General features: G+C 70.4%; 12 protein-coding genes. 10 read left to right on the top strand and 2 right to left on the bottom strand.

The window, feature by feature from the left end; translation table 11 throughout:
- Window positions 1–170: 170 nt before the first annotated feature.
- Both LZF96_RS03165 and LZF96_RS03160 read left to right on the top strand, forming a co-directional pair.
- The gene (locus LZF96_RS03165) at window positions 171–6,959 is read left to right on the top strand and encodes a polymorphic toxin-type HINT domain-containing protein (protein WP_233865379.1); all 6,789 of its coding nucleotides are present in this window, start codon (window positions 171–173) and stop codon (window positions 6,957–6,959) included.
- Window positions 6,959–7,414: a hypothetical protein gene (locus LZF96_RS03160; protein ID WP_233865377.1), complete on the top strand. Its 456-nt coding sequence runs from the start codon at window positions 6,959–6,961 to the stop codon at window positions 7,412–7,414. Before LZF96_RS03165 ends, LZF96_RS03160 begins: the two co-directional genes overlap by 1 nt.
- A gap of 82 nt (window positions 7,415–7,496) precedes the next feature.
- On the opposite strand, the gene LZF96_RS27255 is transcribed toward LZF96_RS03160, so the two are convergent.
- Window positions 7,497–7,970, bottom strand: coding sequence for a tyrosine-type recombinase/integrase (locus LZF96_RS27255; protein WP_374203079.1), 474 nt, complete (start codon window positions 7,968–7,970; stop codon window positions 7,497–7,499).
- A gap of 471 nt (window positions 7,971–8,441) precedes the next feature.
- Here LZF96_RS27255 and LZF96_RS03150 point away from each other — a divergent pair, with 471 nt between their 5' ends.
- From LZF96_RS03150 to LZF96_RS03125, 6 genes are all read left to right on the top strand, one after another.
- Window positions 8,442–8,762 carry a GNAT family N-acetyltransferase gene (locus tag LZF96_RS03150; RefSeq protein ID WP_374203074.1) on the top strand — a complete coding sequence of 107 codons (321 nt, stop codon included), beginning with the start codon at window positions 8,442–8,444 and terminating at the stop codon, window positions 8,760–8,762.
- A gap of 437 nt (window positions 8,763–9,199) precedes the next feature.
- A complete protein-coding gene (gene proB, locus LZF96_RS03145; RefSeq protein ID WP_233865492.1) occupies window positions 9,200–10,300 on the top strand; it encodes a glutamate 5-kinase in 1,101 nt (366 codons plus the stop codon).
- Between the two features lie 287 nt (window positions 10,301–10,587).
- The gene (locus LZF96_RS03140; protein ID WP_233865375.1) at window positions 10,588–11,037 is read left to right on the top strand and encodes a hypothetical protein; all 450 of its coding nucleotides are present in this window, start codon (window positions 10,588–10,590) and stop codon (window positions 11,035–11,037) included.
- A gap of 573 nt (window positions 11,038–11,610) precedes the next feature.
- A complete protein-coding gene (locus LZF96_RS03135; RefSeq protein ID WP_374203078.1) occupies window positions 11,611–12,861 on the top strand; it encodes a glutamate-5-semialdehyde dehydrogenase in 1,251 nt (416 codons plus the stop codon).
- A gap of 49 nt (window positions 12,862–12,910) precedes the next feature.
- The gene (locus LZF96_RS26390) at window positions 12,911–13,663 is read left to right on the top strand and encodes a hypothetical protein (protein ID WP_267940383.1); all 753 of its coding nucleotides are present in this window, start codon (window positions 12,911–12,913) and stop codon (window positions 13,661–13,663) included.
- Between the two features lie 518 nt (window positions 13,664–14,181).
- Window positions 14,182–15,312: a hypothetical protein gene (locus tag LZF96_RS03125; protein WP_233865372.1), complete on the top strand. Its 1,131-nt coding sequence runs from the start codon at window positions 14,182–14,184 to the stop codon at window positions 15,310–15,312.
- Between the two features lie 278 nt (window positions 15,313–15,590).
- Here LZF96_RS03125 and LZF96_RS03120 read toward each other — a convergent pair whose 3' ends face one another.
- Window positions 15,591–16,784: a M48 family metallopeptidase gene (locus tag LZF96_RS03120; RefSeq protein WP_233865371.1), complete on the bottom strand. Its 1,194-nt coding sequence runs from the start codon at window positions 16,782–16,784 to the stop codon at window positions 15,591–15,593.
- Window positions 16,785–16,934: 150 nt separating this feature from the next.
- On the opposite strand from LZF96_RS03120, the gene LZF96_RS03115 reads away from it, so the two are divergent.
- Together LZF96_RS03115 and nadD are read left to right on the top strand one after the other, a co-directional pair.
- Complete coding sequence (locus LZF96_RS03115; RefSeq protein ID WP_233865505.1) at window positions 16,935–17,099, top strand: hypothetical protein; 165 nt, start codon at window positions 16,935–16,937, stop codon at window positions 17,097–17,099.
- A 97-nt stretch (window positions 17,100–17,196) separates the two neighbouring features.
- Window positions 17,197–17,919 (top strand): nicotinate-nucleotide adenylyltransferase, encoded by a 723-nt coding sequence (gene nadD / locus LZF96_RS03110; RefSeq protein ID WP_374203073.1) that lies wholly within the window; start codon window positions 17,197–17,199, stop codon window positions 17,917–17,919.
- Window positions 17,920–17,928 lie beyond the last annotated feature (9 nt).

Below are 17,928 nucleotides of genomic sequence, written 5' to 3'. Positions count from 1 at the left end.
CATCGGGTGCGGCTCCGCACGGAGCCGCACCCGATCCCGAGACCACTCCATCCATCTTCCGGGGCACCCCTGTGCCCCGGTGCCGAAAGGCGAAGGTCGTGAAGACAAGCGGTAACCGTCCGGGGCGGCGGGACAGGCCGGCAAGGGAATGGCGCCGACACCTGGCACTGATGGTGGTACCGGTGGTGACCGCGGTGACCCTGCTCCAGGGAGCCCCCACCCGGGTCGCGACGGCCGACGACGGGGCGCCGGAGGCCCCGGAGGTCGGTCTCCCGGTCGAGGGCCGGGACGGCCTTCCGGTGAAATCCCGTGGCACGGAGATACCCGAGCCCGTGGTGGTGCCCGAACCCGAGTCGTTCCCGGCCGGGGAGGCGCGGGTCATCGCCCGTCCCGAAGGTCTCCTGGAGGCGGCGCCGACGGTCGAAAACCTGCCGGTCTCGGTGACCACCCCGGGGCAGGTGCCCGTTCCGCTGGACATCGAGGTGGTGGAGCCCGAACGCGCCGAAGCGTTGGGCGCGAACGGCCCGGTGGTCGTGCTGCGCCCCGTCGATGAGCAGAACAACAAGGGCGCAACCGCCCCTCTGCGCGTCACCGAGGACCCCGCCGTCGATGTGACCATCGACTACTCGGACATCGCACACGCCTTCGGCGGCGGCTTCGGCTCCCGCCTCTCCCTCATCGGTCTGCCGGAATGCTCGCTGATCACCCCGGAGAAGGAGGGTTGCGAGGAGGCCCTCGACATCGAGTGGGAGAACGACACCGAGCGCGAGACCCTGATCGCCTCCAACATTTCCCCGGCCGGTTCCGGCGGCATCGTTCTCGCCGCGGTGTCATCGGCGGACGGTGAGAAGGGAAGCTACGGGGCCACCGATCTCTCCCCCTCGGCCACCTGGGAGACCAACCTCAACACCGGTGACTTCACCTGGTCCCACGACATGCCGGTCCCGGACGTTCCCGGTGGTCTCAAGCCCCGGGTGGGTCTGACCTACTCCTCCGGCAGCATCGACGGACGCACCGGAGGGACGAACAACCAGGGCTCCTGGGTCGGTGACGGCTTCGACCTCTGGCCCGGATACATCGAGCGCCGGTACAAGCCCTGCGGCTACGACGAGATCGAGAACACCGACGGCAACAAGATCGGTGACCTCTGCTGGGACCACGACAACGCCTTCGTCTCCTTCAACGGAGCCGCGGGAGAACTGGTGCCGGCGGGCTCCAACACCTGGAAGCTGCCCACCGACGACGGCACCAGGATCGAGCGATTGACCGACAGCGCCCGCGCCAACGGTGACAACGACAACGAGTACTGGCGCCTCACCGACCCCGACGGCACGCAGTACTACTTCGGGTACCACCGGCTCCCCGGATGGTCCTCGGGCCGTGAGGTGACCGACTCCACCTGGACCGTTCCCGTCTTCGGGAACGACCCGGGCGACCCGTGCCACACCTCGGCGATCAAGGACGCCTGGTGTCAGCAGGCCTGGCGCTGGAACCTCGACTACGTCGTGGACGTTCGGGGCAACGCCGTCGCATACCACTACAACCGGGAACAGAACTCCTACGGGCGCTTCCTGGACGAGAAGAACAACACCCGTTACACCAGGGGCGGGACCCTCAAGCGGATCGACTACGGCCTGAACCACGGCACCGTCTACACGGTCGAGCCCCGGGCCCGGGTGGTCTTCACCAACGAGGAGCGCTGCATACCGGGGCCCGGTGTCGACTGCTCGGACATCACGAAGAACGCCTTCCACTGGTACGACACCCCGTGGGACCTGAACTGCGACGCGGGCAAGAACTGCGATGCCGGTCGCTTCGCCCCGTCCTTCTGGACGACCAAACGGCTGACGGCCGTCACGACCCGCTTCCGTACGGGGACGAGCACGTGGAACACCGTCGATTCCTGGAAGCTCGCACAGCACTGGGGTACCGCGGACGTCGACTACCAGCTCCTGCTGAGCAGCGTGCAGCGCACAGGACACAGCGCTTCGGCTCCCATCACCCTTCCGAAGACGACCTTCGGCTACACCCAGTTGGCCAACCGACGGGATGTCATCGGTGACGGATGGGCTCCCTTCATCAAGGCACGTCTGTCGACCGTGGCCGACGAGGTCGGCGGGCAGATCGACGTCAACTATTCGGCCCCCGGCTGCTCGTCCGGCTCCCTCCCCACGCCGCACACCAACACCACCCGCTGTTTCCCCCAGTTCCTCGCCGGCGGGCCGGATCACGACCCCGACCTGCAGTGGTTCAACAAGTACGTCGTGACCGCCGTGACGGCCACGGACCGCACGGGAGGCTCCCCGGACCAGGTCACCCGCTACGACTACCGGGGTGGCGCCGCCTGGCACTATGACGAGTCGGGGCTTCTTCCGGAGGAGGAGAAGACCTGGTCGCAGTGGCGCGGTTACGGTGAGGTTCGTCAGCTGACCGGCGCTCAGGGGACCGGTGGCATGGTCTCCCGCACCGACAGCTACTTCCTGCGGGGTATGCACGGCGACCGGGCGGGTCCGTCGGGAGGCACCAAGTCGGTCAGTGTCACCCTCGGGTCCGGTGAGGGCGACCCGATCGTCGACCACTCCTCCCTCGCCGGATTCCCCTACAAGACCGTCGTGCACAAGGACGCGAGTGGTGGGGCGCTGGAGAAGACCATCTCCCGCCCCTGGTACCACCGGACCGCCCGCTCGGTGCGGGACTGGGGCACCATCGCCGCCCACTTCATCGGTGCGGAACACACCCGCACCTTCACCTCGCTGGACGACGGCGCGGGCGGGAAGTGGCGGATCACCGAGCAGCACGTCACCCACGACACCGTCGCGGGACGGGTCACACAGGTCGACGACCGTGGGGACACCTCCACCTCCGACGACGACCGCTGCGTCCGTACCACCTGGGCCACCAACACGGCCAAGAACCTGCTCGGTCTCCAGGAGAGGGAGGAAGTCGTCGCGGCACGGTGCGCGGCGACCCCCGACCGATCGGAGGGGGTCCTGTCGGACGTGCGCTACGCCTACGACGGCGGGGCGTACGGAGCTACACCGACCCTCGGTGAGGTCACCGGCACCGCGACCCTGAAGGAACACGACGGCACCAAGGCCACCTACCTCGAGGCGGGCGCGGAGTACGACACCCACGGTCGGATCGTCGCGACGACTGACATCAGCGCGACCGTCACCGTGACCGGCGGCGGAACCCCCCAACGCACCCCGCGCACCGACGGACGGACCACCCGGACCGTCTACACGCCGGCAACCGGCCCCGCCACCAGGGCGACCGAGACCGGCCCTCCCGCCCGTTCGGGCGTGGCCTCCTCCGCCCTGACCACGGTCACGGAGCTGGATCCCGTGAGAGGTCTGCCCACCCGGCTCACCGACCCGAACAGCCGGGTCACCGTTCTGGAGTACGACGCATTGGGCCGCACCACCAAGGTGTGGCTGCCGAACCGGCGTACCACCCAGTTGCCCAGCCACGAGTTCGCCTACCGCATCCTCGATGGTCAGGCGGTGGCGGTGAGCAGCAAGTCCCTCAACAACGCCGGTTCCGGACAGGACACCGCCTACACCCTCTACGACGGGTTCCTGCGCGAACGTCAGACCCAGGTTCCCGGCCCGGACGGCGGCCGGTTGCTCACCGACACCTTCCACGACGAGCGTGGGCTGGTCACCAAGACGTTCGCCCCCTACTTCGCGGACGGCAAACCGGCTGCCTCGCTCTTCCTGCCCACCGACGCCTCGACCGTCGAGAGCCAGACCAGGCACGTGTACGACGGTGCGGGGCGCGAGATCGAATCCCGCCTCATGGCCGGTGACGGCGACGGTGGGAAGACGCTGGCCGTCACCACCACCATCCACCGCGGGGACCGCACCACCGTCATCCCGCCGGAGGGTGGGACCACCACCACGACCCTCCTGGACGCCCGTGAGCGACTGATCGAACTGCGGCGTCATCACGGGGCCGGAGCGGGCAGCGCGTACGACGCGCTCTCCTACTCCTGGACCCCCCGGGGGCAGCTGGCGTCGGTCACCGATCCGGCGGACAACACCTGGTCCTACACCTGGGACCAGCGGGGCAACAACCTGACCACCACCGATCCCGACACCGGCACCACCACCCAAACCTGGGACGACCGGGGCAACCTCACCTCCACCACCAACTCCCTCGGCGAAACACTCTCCTACGTCCACGACAACCTCAACCGACGCACCGAGTTGAGGGAGGACGGCCCGACGGGAACGCTGCGGGCCGAGTGGGAGTACGACTCCCTCTTCGGAGGAAAGGGACAGCTGCGGAAGTCCACTCGCTGGGAGGACGGCCACCCGTACGTCCAGGAGGTGCTGGAGCACGACCCGCTCTACCGGCCGGTGAGGGCCCGGACGCTGATTCCCTCGGCAGAGGGGCCGTTGGCGGGCAACTACGCCACCACGACGGCGTACAACGCCTCCGGGACGGTGCGGAGCACGACCCTTCCGGCGGCGGGCTCGCTTGCCGGGGAAGCGGTCACCTACACCTACGAGGACGCGACCCTGCGCCCGGTGGGGCTCGCCACCAACACAGGGCTGGCCACCACCACCGTCTACAACCGGCTGGGCAGGCCGCTGCAACACGAGATACGGGGCAGCGGCCGTCCCACCTGGCTCACCAACACCTACGAACACGGAACCCAGAGGTTGGCCACCACACGGGTGGACCGTGAGGGACGGCCCGGCGTCGATCGGCACGAGACCTATGCCTACGACCCGATCGGCAACGTCCTTTCCATCGAGGACGTCTCCCGTTCCGGCACCGACCTGCAGTGCTTCGACTACGACCACCTGCGCCGACTGACGGACGCCTGGACACAGAACCAGGGGAAGTGCGCGGGGAGCGGAGCGGAGGCGACCATCGCCGGCCCCGCCCCCTACCACCACTCCTACGCCTACGACACGGTCGGCAACCGGGTCACCGAGACCCTGCACGAGCGGAACATCACCCGCACGCACGAGTACGGCGCCGAGCAGCCCCACACCCTGACCTCCGTTGTCCAGGAGGCGCCGGGTGTCACCTCGCTCGAGGAGTACGGGTACGACGCGGCCGGTCAGACCGTCTCGCGGCAGATCGGCGGGGACACCCAAACGCTCACCTGGACCCCCGAGGGCCGGGTGGACACGGTGGAGAACCACGACGAGACCGGGGCCTCGTACCTCTACAGCGCGGACGGCGGTCGCCTTATCGCGCGGACCGACACCGGGACCACGCTCCACCTCGGGCACACCGACATCACCCTGCCCACCGGAGCGACGAAGCCGGAGGCCACCCGGTACATCGATCTGGGTAGCGGTCACATGGCGGTGACCACGGACGACGGCGCGACCTCGGTGATCGTCGCCGATCACCACGGCACCGGCCACCTGGCGATCAACACGGCAACCGGGGAACTCACCCAGCGCCGCACCCTGCCCTTCGGTGGCTTGCGCGGCACGGACCCCGGCCTCGACTGGCCCGGTACCCGCAGCTTCGTCGGCGGTATCGACGACACCGAATCGACCGGTCTGATCAACCTCGGGGCCCGGGAATACGACCCCGCGATCGGTCGATTCATTTCTCCCGACCCGATCATGGACCTCACCGACTCCCAACAGATCCACGGCTACACCTACGCCAACAACAACCCCCTCGCCTTCTCGGACCCCTCGGGTCTTTTCCTTAACAAGATTACGGCGCTTGCTTCTCTCAACAAGGTGGCTGCGGCGGCTATCGGGGTAGCCAAAGTGATGCTCAATGCTGCCCGTTGGATTCTTTTCCCCACCACTCGTGTCGCCAATAATCGGCCGATTATTCGGATGACTGGGCAGGGTGGTCAGGTGCGGCGTGGGGTAGGTGCCTTCTTCGGTAAAGCCGAAGGTGCGATTTCTTCGGTCACCGGCACCTATGGAAAAATTTATGGCGATGCTCTGGGTTGTGTGACCGGGAATGGTGGCTGCAAAGAATCCATCAAGACTCAATGGTCATTTCATCCCGTTAATCCAGAGTTTTGGAAAGGGGTGGTCGGTGGGGCAAAAGAGTCCATCGATCAGGGAGTCGACGACTTCCGGGAGGGCCGCTATGCGGAGATGTCGGGAGAAGCTGCCTTCGACATTTTCGCGGCTCTGGCTTTCCGCCGAACGGGCCCGAGCAAACCTCGCGAAAAAGCTTCCTGTAGCAACAGCTTTGTTCCTGGAACGCACGTTCTCATGGCGGACGGCACCACGAAAGCCATCGAGGATGTAGCCATCGGTGACCCCGTCCTGGCATCGGATCCGGAAACGGGAGAAGTTTCCGCCAGGACGGTGACCGCTGAGATCCAAGGTGAGGGCGAAAAAGAGTTGGTGGCCGTCGGTGTTTCCTCAACCACCCATGCGGCCACCCCCGAGGCTCTGAGCGGCGAGCCTCTCGTGGCGACTGCCAACCATCCCTTCTGGGTGGACAACACTCTTGCCTGGACCGAGGCCGGGGAGTTGGCTCCGGGTGACCTGTTGGTTTCCCAATCCGGTGCCTTGGTGCCGGTCACTTCGCTCTCGCAGACCGCTGAGTACGCACGGGTGCACAACCTGACAGTGGAAGGTCCCCATACGTACTATGTGCTGGCGGGCGAGACGCCGGTCCTCGTGCATAATGTCGGAGGGGCACGCGGGCCGAAAGATCCTCTAAATTTCGGGAGTAACTACACCGGGCGCGTCGACAGATTCGACATCGGTGGTACGACTGACTTCGAGATTCACGTCTACCACAAGGGTAAGGAAGTCGGGATCTTCGGCAGTGATGGATGGTTCTCGAAGCACGGAAAGAGTGCTGACGTCGATGTTCCGCGGGATGTCTACAACAACCTGAAGGGGCTAGCCGTGGGCGAATTGAGGCGAGATGGCCGTATCGGCGATAAGGGAACCGAGAACGTGAAGGGCGACAACTGGAAGCGTCCGCGCATCACTGGCGGTGGATGCTAATGAAGTACGTGCGTGTGGAACCATTGCAGGACCGGTACGGGTACCACCTGGATCCGCAGAATTACTTGCAGGTCCTCCCGCAGCTCTCCGGCGTCCTTCCCCCGGGCGCGGCGGCGTTTGCCACTCACCCGGATCACTACGACTTCCGAGGTGTTCGGTGCGTTAAGGATCTGGAGCTGAGCAAGGCAACTCTCGTTGATGACCAGGGGCAGGTTTCTCTTGAATTTGTCCTGATGCCGAACGAGTGGAAACATGAGAGCGGTTTGTGTATTCGCTACTCGGGCGTCCAGTCTTTCCGTGTAGACGCCGAGGAGCCTGACGGTATGTTTCCCCGCCTGGGTGCCCTGCAGTTGGATGAAGTACTTCCGCATTCGTCGGGCATGACGCACGAAATTTCTTTCACGTGCGGTTCGATTCTCGTTGTCGCTGTCGATCTCGTGGCCACGTGGGAGTAGAGATTAATCCGTAACGGAATAATGAATTTCCGAAAGGGCTGCAACCCTTCGGGGATTCGCTATTTCCGATGCTCGGATCCATTCAGGTGGGTTCCCGATTTGACGTTTCCCCGGGCTGGTTGATTATTCGGGGATTATCCCCGGGGGGCCTTCGCCATCGGGGAACGGGCTGGAATTGATACCCCGCTGGAGTCTCCGGGTGCCTTGACGGTGACGGCAACGTCAGCGGACGGCTGCCATGGCGGGTGGGTCTTCGGGGTCTTCCTCGGTCGGGCCCAGGGCGTTGCCGAGGGCGTCGATGGCTTGGCGCTGGAGGCGGGGGGCAAACGTAGACGCCGACGGTGACGCCGATGTGGGTGTGGCCGAGGAGTTCCTTGATCACGACGAGGTCGACGCCCTGTTCCAGGAGCAGGATCGCAGTCGAATGCCGGAGATCGTGAAAGCGGATGCGGCGGAGCCCTGCCCGGCTGAGGAGTCGGCCGAAGCGGCGGGGAGATTGGTGGGGTCGAGGGCGGTGCCCGTTGAAGCGGGGAAGATCAGCCCGCTGTCCGTCCAGTTGGCTCCGGCGTCCTGGTGTTCTTCCTGCTGGCGTTCCCGGTGGCTCTCGAGGGAATGGACATCCCCGGCGGGGAGGGCGATGCGGCGGATTGCGGCGGTGCCGGGACTGAGGTCGAAATATTTCCAGCGCAGACGAAGAAAGTCGACTTTGTGAAATTCCCGATGAAGAACGATTTCAAACAGGGCATGCGATCGGCAGGATTCGTGAGTGGCGAAATTTTCGAAGCGGTCGGGATATGGGGTGTCGGTGCCGCGTTGCAGGAGTAAAGGTGAATGGATTTTCCTCCTTGTGGAGGACATGCTCCAGAGCGGGCTCGGGGCCATGTGAATGTAGGTCACGTTCGGTGGTGAGGACCACTTTCCGCGGTATCCGCTGACGGGGCGGTCTCACCGCTTCACCCCCGTTCCTTGGGTGCGGGTGTGAAGGGCGGGGCATACGGTGGGGAAGAGCGGAGAGTGTCGGGAAGGGGTGAGCACTGTGGGGCAGGGGTCGCCGGTGGTGGTGGACCGGCCGGACGCGAAGCGATACGAGGCGACGCTGGACGGTGAGCGGGCCGGGATCGCCGACTACATCCGCACGCACGAGTTGATCGTCTTCACCCACACCGAGGTGGAACCGGCCCTGGAGGGGCGGGGGATCGGCGGCGCCCTGGTGCGGGCCGCCCTGGACGACGCGCGCCTGGCGCAGTTGAAGGTGCTGCCTGTGTGCCCGTTCTTCAAGACCTGGATCGAGCGCCACCCCGACTACGCGGATCTGGTGCACGACAGGCCCAGCCGGGTCACCGACTGACATCGGGCACGACCTCGGCGGCGTGCTGAGAGGAGCCGGCCCGTTGGAAGGGTCCGGCCCCGGGGCGTGGAGTGAACCCGGGGCGGTTCGGTGCGTCCCCCGTGGGTGAGGGGGCACCGGAAGGACCACGAGACCGCCGGCTGTTCGAGGTGGCGTTCGGGGATTGATGCGAAAGATGTTCGAGCCGGGGCCGGGGCCGGGGCCGGGGCCGGGGCCGGCCCGCCCGAATCCCGTTGCCACTGCCGGTGGCCCACTGTCGCCGGCAGGCGGAATGGCCGGGCGCCGGCACCGGGTGCCGGCGTAGATTGGCCGCGCGTCGGTGCCGGTCGGAGGCACCGGGCCGCGGAGGTGGCCCGGTCCGACGCGACCGGTGGGACGAACGCGAACGGAGCGGCACGGTGGCAGCGGCACAGCGGGGCGGGGAGGCGCGGCGCGCGATGGTGGCGGGGGTCCGCCGGGTCGTGGTGAAGATCGGGTCCTCCTCGTTGACCACCGCCTCCGGCGGGTTGGACGCGGACCGGGTGGACGCCCTGGTGGACGTGTTGGCCAAGTACGACGACCGGGAGATCGTGCTGGTCTCCTCCGGCGCCATCGCCGCCGGTCTGGCCCCCCTCGGCCTGACCCGTCGCCCCGGCGACCTGGCCCGCCAGCAGGCGGCGGCCAGCGTCGGACAGGGGCTGCTGCTGGCCCGTTACACCGCCTCCTTCGCGCGCTACGGCCGCCGCGTGGGCCAGGTGCTGTTGACCACGCACGACACCAGCCGACGCGCGCACTACCGCAACGCCTTCCGCACCCTGGAGCAGTTGCTGGCGATGGGCGCGGTGCCGGTGGTCAACGAGAACGACACGGTCGCCACGGACGAGATCCGGTTCGGTGACAACGACCGGCTCGCGGCCCTGGTGGCCCATCTGGTCCGTGCCGACCTGCTGGTGCTGCTCTCGGACGTGGCGGGTCTGTACGACGGGGAGCCCCGCCGCCCGGGGACCCGGTTGATCCCCGAGGTGACCGGCCCCGCCGAGTTGGAGGGCGTGGAACTGGGCAGCGCGGGTCGTGCCGGGGTGGGGACCGGAGGCATGGTGACCAAGGTGGAGGCGGCCCGGATCGCCACCGGCGGCGGCATCCCGGTGGTGCTGACCTCGGCCGTGCACGCGGCGGACGCGCTGGCGGGGGCGGAGACCGGAACCTGGTTCCACGCCACCGGTCGGCGCAGCGCCGGCCGGCTGCTGTGGTTGGAGTACGCCTCCTCGCCGCGCGGCGCGGTGGTGTTGGACGCGGGCGCGGTGCGGGCGATCGCCGAGCGGGGCGGGTCGCTGCTGCCGGCGGGCATCACGGCGGTGGACGGGGAGTTCTCGGCCGGTGACCCGATCGAGTTGCGGGACGAGTCCGGCCGCGCGTTCGCCAGGGGGCTCGTCAACTTCGACGCGCGGGAGATTCCCCTGTTGATCGGTCGTTCGACCCGTGAACTCGCCCGGGAGCTCGGCCCGGACTACGAGCGCGAGGTGGTCCACCGCGATGACCTCGTGCTCACCGGCCTCTGAGGGGTGTCGGACAGGTGCCGTTCCGGGGTGTCTCGCGGGAGCCCGCGAGGTCCCCGGATGGGAACGGAAGGGGGCCGTCCGGTGGAGCTTCGCCGATTCGCCCCCGGGTTTCCGGATGAGCCGGCACTTTTGAGGCGGGTTCGTGTGGCAGGTCGGGAGCAGCGCCGCGCCCGTCGCGCACGAACCGGCGCGCGAGCGGTTTTCCGCGCCCCGGCGGTCGTGGGACACGCGGGTGCCGGCGGGGAGGAGCGGGTGGGGCGCGTGAAAGAGACGAAGGCAGCACACCAGTGCACCAGCACCATGTCAGGAGGCCGCCGGTGAGACGACTGGCCAGCGTCGAGGAGGGGCGGACGGACCGTCCCGAGGAGGAGCGGGCCGACCCGGGGGACGCCGAGGAGGGCCGGCTGTGGCACGTGACGCTCAGCGTCTCCGGCACACCCGCCCCGGTGGGGGAGGTGCGGCGCGCCCTGGAACAGTTGGCGCACGACCACCCGTTCCTGCTGACCAGCCGGTACGCGGAGGACCACGCCGAGATCCGCTACTGGGAACAGGCGCGTGATCTGCGGGACGCCGCCGCCGTGGCGCTGCGCCTGTGGGGCGAGCACCGCCGCACGGCGGGGCTGCCACCCTGGGAGATCGTCGGCCTGGAGGTGATCGGTCGGGACGTCTACCACCAGCGGATCGCCGAGGGGTACGGCCCGCCGCCGGCGGTGCCGGTGGGCGTGCACCCCTTCTGAGGCGACCCGCCGCCGGTCGGTGTGGTTGGCGGCGGGGTGTGGCGCCGGCCCGGGACGCGGGTCGGCGGTGACCCGGTCACCGGTCGGGCGCGCGGTGCCGGTGAGTCCTTCCCGCCGTCCGCCGTCGGGCCGTCCCGACGGCGGGGACGTGGTGGCGCGGTCGGACCGTTGGTCCCGGAGCCCGCGCGGTCCCGGTTCGGCACCGTGGCGCGCCCTGCCGGCCGCCCCCTGCGCCGGTCGTGGGAACGCCCGGGGCGGGACCCGGCGGCCGGTCCAAAGGCCCCGCCCGTCGGACCGCGCGGCGTTCCCCGGCGTTCCCCCGCGTTCCGCCGAAAGGGTGAATCGGACGGGGAACTGTTCGCCGAAACCCCCGGCCCGCCTTCGGGAAGCGAAGGCGGGGCCGCCCGGGGCGGCCCCGCGAACCGCTCGGGACCCCTGCCCGGGATGCGGACGAACCACCGTTCACCGGGGCCGCTCCCGGTACCCTTGGCGGCCATGAGCCGTACCGCCCCCGAGGCCGCAGCGTCCACCGAAAACCCCACCCCGGCCGCCGGAACCCCGGAGGATTCCCCGGTGCTCGCGGTCGCCCGCCGGGCCCGCGAGGCCGCCGCCGAGCTGGCCCCGCTGCCCCGCACCGCGCGGGACGGCGCGCTGCTGGCCGTGGCGGACGCCCTGGAGGCCCGGACGGCGGAGATCACCGAGGCCAACGCCCGGGACATCGCCCGCGCCCGGGAGGCCGGCACCCCCGAGGGCATCATCGACCGGCTGACCCTCACCCCCGAGCGGGTCGCGGCGATCGCCGCCGACGTGCGGGACGTCGTCGCGCTGCCCGACCCGGTGGGCGAGGTGGTGCGCGGCTCCACACTGCCCAACGGGCTGGAGCTGCGGCAGGTGCGGGTGCCGCTGGGCGTGGTCGGCATCATCTACGAGGCCCGTCCGAACGTCACCGTGGACGCCGCCGCGCTCTGCCTGAAGTCCGGCAACGCCGTGCTGTTGCGCGGCTCCTCCTCCGCCTACGCCTCCAACACCGCGCTGGTGGAGGTCCTGCGGGACGCGGTGGCCGGCGCCGGTCTGCCGGCCGACGCGGTGCAGCTGGTGCCCGGTGAGGGCCGGGAGTCGGCCCGGGAACTGATGCGGGCCCGCGGTCTGGTGGACGTCCTCATCCCGCGCGGCGGCGCCTCCCTGATCAACACGGTGGTCCGCGAGTCGGTCGTCCCGGTGATCGAGACCGGCGTCGGCAACTGCCACGTGTACGTGGACGAGGGCGCGGACCTCGCCATGGCGGTCGAGTTGCTGGTGAACTCCAAGGCCCAGCGCCCGAGCGTGTGCAACGCGGCGGAGACGGTGCTGGTGCACGCCGGCATCGCCGACCGCTTCCTGCCGCTCGCCCTCGCCGCGCTCCGGGACGCGGGGGTGACCGTGCACGGCGACGAGACCTGGGCCAAGGCCGGGGCCTCCACCGGGGTCGAGGTGGTGCCGGTCACCGAGGAGGACTGGGGCACCGAGTACCTCTCCCTGGACATCGCCGCCGGTGTGGTGTCCGACCTGGACGCCGCCGTGGCGCACATCCGGCGTTGGTCCTCCGGGCACACCGAGTCGATCATCTCGCGCGACACCGCGGCGGTGCGGCGGTTCGTCTCCCGGGTGGACTCCACGGCGGTGATCGTCAACGCCTCGACGCGATTCACCGATGGGGGTCAATTCGGTTTCGGCGCCGAGATCGGCATCTCCACCCAGAAGCTCCACGCGCGCGGCCCCATGGGCCTGCCGGAGCTGACCTCGACCAAGTACGTGGTCACCGGAGAGGGGCACATCCGGGGGTGAATTCGGGCGGGACTTCCCGTTCGGTCCCCGATCGTCCTAGGCTGGGGGCGTGCCGGAGGACCCGACGGGCCCACCGTTCCCGGACGGTGAGGGGCCCGACAGCGGAGACCACGGGGCGGCCGACGAGGCGTTCGACGCCCTGGTGCTCGACGAGGCGTTCGTCGCGGCGGCGCGGGTGCACGAGCCCAGCGCCGCCGAGCGATCGCTGGAAGCCGCCCTGGAGCGCGCGGAGCGCGAGGCGGCCCGTGAGCGTGCGGAGCCCTTCCCCGACGGCGACCCGCTCGTCTACGACCACCCCTTCGTCGACCCGGCGGACCCCGGCCCGGCCTTTCCCGACCCCGGTTTCGGCCACACCTACGGCTACGGGTACGGCCTGGGACACGGCTTCTTCCCGGACGCCGGCGCCGGGCTTCGAGGGGTTCCGGGAATCTCCGGGGGGCCCGGCCCCGACGGCGTCGGCCGCCCGCCCGGACACCGGGTGGCCGGAGCCGGTGGCCGGAGGGCGTCCGCCGGCTCCGGCGCCGCCGCCGGTGCGGGGTCGGTGCGTCCGCCGGCGATCCCGATGCGGTGGCCGGGGCGCTGGCAGCGGCCGGTGGCCTGTGTGCTGGCGGTGGTGATGGGCCTCAGCGTGATCGCCTTCGCCCTGGTCTCGATCGACCGGGACGCCGGAACGGGGGAGCCCGCCGGTGAGCCGGCGCCCCCGGCCGAGTTGCCGGACGGGGCGATCTCCGGGACGGGCGCGCCCGCCGGGGCGGCGGGGCCGGGGTACGACCGGGGCGGTTTCGGGGGGCGCGGGGGCTGAACCGCCCGGTTCGGCCGAATCCCGCGCGGCACGTCCCCGGGAACCCGGCCGGGACACGGGGGTGGACACGGGCATGGGCACGGGTCCGGGGGCGGTGGTGACGCGTCGGTGGCGGGCGTCCCCTTCCCGTCCACCGCCGAGCGTTCACCGCTGTCGGTCCACTCCCGCCGCCGCGCCCACACCGGTCCACTCCCGCCGCCGCGCTCCTCGCGGGCCGCCGCGCCGTGGCGGGCGCCGGGGCGACCCGCGAGGGGCGGGAGGGGACCGGGCCATGTGTTCGGGGCGTCCACCGGCGGGGTGAAGCGTCACCGTGAACGGATCGGGCCGTTCCTCCGGGGGAGAGCCCCGGAACCCCCGCCGTCGGCGCCCGGAGCCCGTGCCGGCCCCGGGGACGCCGCCGCCGGGACCGGGGAACACCCGATGTCCGGCCGTCGCGGTCGGCGGGAGTCGGTCGGCCGACGCGGAAATCGTTCCCGGGCGGACTGTCTCCTCGCCCCTCACCGTCCTACGCTGGAGGAGTGGCCGGGCGTTCAGAACCTCCGGAGGGAACCCCCACAGGATTCTCCGGGGAGGACGAGGAGTGGCGATCGACCGTCTTCGACGAGTCGTTCGTCCGGGCTGCCCGCATCGAGGAATTCTCCGCCCAACACCGGTTGGAGGAGGAGACCTCCCCGGTCCGCAACCGCTTCGCCCCCGTCCCCGAGTCCCGCTGGGGCTCCGGACTGCCCGCGCAGGGCATCGTGCTGGGCCTGATCGTCCTGACCGCCCTCGCCGTCGCGGTGCTGCTGGGCACCCACTCGCCCTACACGGGAACCGTCGAGTACACCACCCCGCCCTGGACCGTGGTGGTGCCCCTGGTCCCCGGCTCGGAGGTTCCCGGCGGCACGGTCGAGGAGGTGACCGGGGAGGGGCCGGTGGCCGACCTGGGCGTCGGAGCCGCCGGCCTCGAGGTGCCCGAGGCGCGCCGCACCGAGGAGTTCGGTCGGGAGCAGGTCGCGCAGGCACTCGCCCTGGCCAAGGAGTACGTGGTGGCGGCCACGCTCACGCCCGAGGTGCTGACCGGCGCCACCGTGCTGCCCGTCCGGGGTCTGCTGCGGCCCGAACAGCAGCGCCAACTCGATCGCAGTCTGGCCGGCGGCGACGAGGGGTCGGTCGCCACCGGGTGGCTGATCCGGTTCGACCCCTCGGTGGTCGCGCTCGCCGATCCCCGGGTGCGCACCGGGGGGAATTTCACCGTGCGGGAGGTCGGCGCCGGACGCGCGCTGGAGGTCTCCGTGGCGCTCGTCGCCGCCTACGCGGTGCGGCCGGCGGACGCCGACACCGATGAGCCGGCCTCGCTGTTCCTGGTGCAGCGCCGGTTGCGACTGGAGTTCACCGAGCAGGACCTGCGCGATCGCCGGGTCGTCCTGGTGGGCTCACAGGTCGCCGCCGGGCCGGCCGACTGCGCCGTGGACCCCTCCCGGGAGCTGCGCCCGCTCTTCGCCGGGGAGCGGCCCACGGGGGACGGCGGCGCCGGGGACAGGGCCGGGGAGGACCCGGACGATCCATCGGGGTTCGGCGGCACGGACCCGTTCTCCGTCCTGGACCGGTCGGCCGGCGAGGGTGTGGTGTGCGGCACCCTGCGGGGGACGCCCACCGCCGGGGAGTGACCCCGGACGGTCGCGGACGTCGCCGGCGCGGAGCCGGACGAGTCGCACGGGCCCGGTCGGGGCCGCCCGGGAGGCGTTGCTCCACAGGGGATCAGGGAGGCATCGACAGGGAACCGCGGGGGCCCGTGCCGGGGGTGCGGGCCCGGCCGACCGATCACCGATCCGTCACCGGACGCTCCCGGGCGCGCGACGCGCCTCGGGCCCGCGCCGGGCGGGACGGTCGTCGCGGAGCCGGAGCCGGAGCCGGAGCCGGAGCCGGAACCGGAACCGGGCCGGACTCAGCGGTGGTCGCCGGAACCGTTCGGTTCGCCCGAACCGTTGGGACCGTCGGCGTTCCCGGATCCGGCGGAACCGTTCGGGTCGGGGCGGCGGGGCCGTCCGGACCCGGTGGCGAAGTCCCGCAGCTTGCCGCCGAGATCGCCCGCGCCCGTCGCCACGTCGTTGACCAGCTTCATCAGCGGGTCGCGGCCGTTGCGCACGGTCTGGGCGTAGTGACCGGCCGACTCCCGGAAGGAGTCGGAGATCCGGGTCCCGCCGTCCTCGTCCCGACGCGGGTAGTGGCCGTCGCACAGCCGCTGGTAGTCCCGGGTCAGCGACCACTTCTTCAGCTCGGCCGCGCGGACGGCCGCGAAGGGGTGCGTGCGGGGCAGGACGTTGAGGATCTTCAGCACGGAGTCGCGCAGGTCGCCGCCCGCCTCGTACTCCTCGGCCTGCTCCAGGAACGCGTCGATGTTCATCCGGTGCAGGTTGTGCCCGCCGGCGAGCTTCATCAGCCCGCGCAGCGAGGCGTCCAGGTCCTGGCCCACCAGCAGGCCCGCGCGGTCCGCGGACAGCTCCGACTTGCGGAACCACTCGCGCAGCGCGGTGACGATCGCCATGATCGCGACATTGCCCAGCGGGATCCACGCCACCCGCACCGCGATGCTGGTCAGGAAGAGCAGGATCGTCCGGTAGACGGCGTGGCCGGAGAGCGCGTGACCGACCTCGTGGCCGACGACGGCGCGCATCTCCTCCTCGTCCAGCAGGTCCACCAGCCCGGTGGTGACCACGATGATCGGCTGGTCCAGGCCGATGCACATGGCGTTGGGCTGCGGGTCCTGCGAGACGTACATCGGGGGGACCCGTTCCAGGTCCAGGATCGCGCAGGCGTCCAGCAGCATGTGGTGCAGTTCGGCGAACTGCCGCTCGCTCACCCGCACCGAGTCCGACAGGAACAACAGGCGCAGGCTCCGCTCGGGCAACATGCCGCTGAGGGTCTTGAAGACCGTGTCGAAGCCGGTCAGCTTCCGCAGCGCGACCAACGCGGAGCGGTCCGCGGGGTGTTCGTAGGCCCGGGAGGAGATGCCGGGGTAGTGGCGCCGCCGACGGCCCGGCACCCCCGTGCCCGACCCGTCACCGCCCGACCCGCCACCGGGACCGGCCCCCCTGCGGCCGTCCTCGTTGTCCTTGCCAAAGTTCGTGCTCTCGGTCATTCGGCCCCCTCCGAGCCCCGTTCGACGGGCGCCGGCGATCCGGCGTCCGGTCTCCCCTCCAACTGCACCCCGGGCTCGGCGGTGGGGGCAAGAGGGAACGGACATCGGGTCCGCTTAACATGAGCCTACGTTTCCGACGCCTCTTTCCGGATGGGTCATCGCATGTACTTCTCCAGTGCCACCGCCGCCCTGACCGCCCTCGCCGAGGAGGGCGCCGAGCACGGGGCGACGAACCCCTGGCTGGTCGGGGGGCTCGTCCTCGCCGGTCTACTGGCGATGCTGTGGGTCACCACCCTCCTGAACCGGGACCGCTGAGCCCCTCCGGGGGCCGGTCCACCGCGCACCATCTCCCCGGGACCTTCCCGGGCTTCCTCCGGGACGGGTTCCCGTGACGAGCGGTTAGGGTCGCCACATGGCAGACGACACTCCCCGCGCCGGGGACGCGCCCCGGCGCGGGGACGACCCCGGCGTGCCCGTCACCGCCCCCGTTCCGGGGGCGGCGGGCGGCCCCCCGGAGGACGCCGGGGTGCCGGGTAAACGGCGGCTCGGGGTGATGGGCGGTACCTTCGACCCCGTCCACCACGGCCACCTGGTGGCCGCCAGCGAGGTCGCCGCCCGCTTCCACCTCGACGAGGTGGTCTTCGTGCCGACCGGCAAGCCGTGGCAGAAGTCCCACCAGCGGGTCTCGCCCGCCGAGGACCGCTACCTGATGACGGTCATCGCGACCGCGTCCAACCCGCAGTTCTCGGTGAGCCGGATCGACATCGACCGGCCGGGCACCACCTACACCATCGACACCCTGCGAGATCTGCGCCGGGAGAACCCGGACGCCGATCTCTTCTTCATAACCGGCGCCGACGCCCTCGCCCAGATCCTGGGTTGGCGCGACGCCGCGGAACTGTTCTCACTGGCACACTTCATCGGAGTCACCCGCCCCGGCCACCCATTGACCGACCCGGGTCTGCCCGACGGCGGGGTGTCGCTGATCGAGGTTCCGGCGCTCGCCATCTCCTCCACGGACTGCCGGGCCCGGGTGGCCGCGGGGGAGCCCGTCTGGTATCTGGTGCCGGACGGTGTGGTGCGCTACATCAACAAGCGCAGGCTCTACCGTGACCGACCGGCATCGAAGCACTGAGCAGGGCTC

Source organism: Streptomyces sp. ST2-7A, assembly GCF_021390475.1.
Classification (GTDB): Bacteria; Actinomycetota; Actinomycetes; order Streptomycetales; family Streptomycetaceae; genus Streptomyces.
The sequence above is the reverse complement of the archived record's forward strand: the minus strand, read 5'-3'. Positions and strand labels throughout refer to the sequence as shown.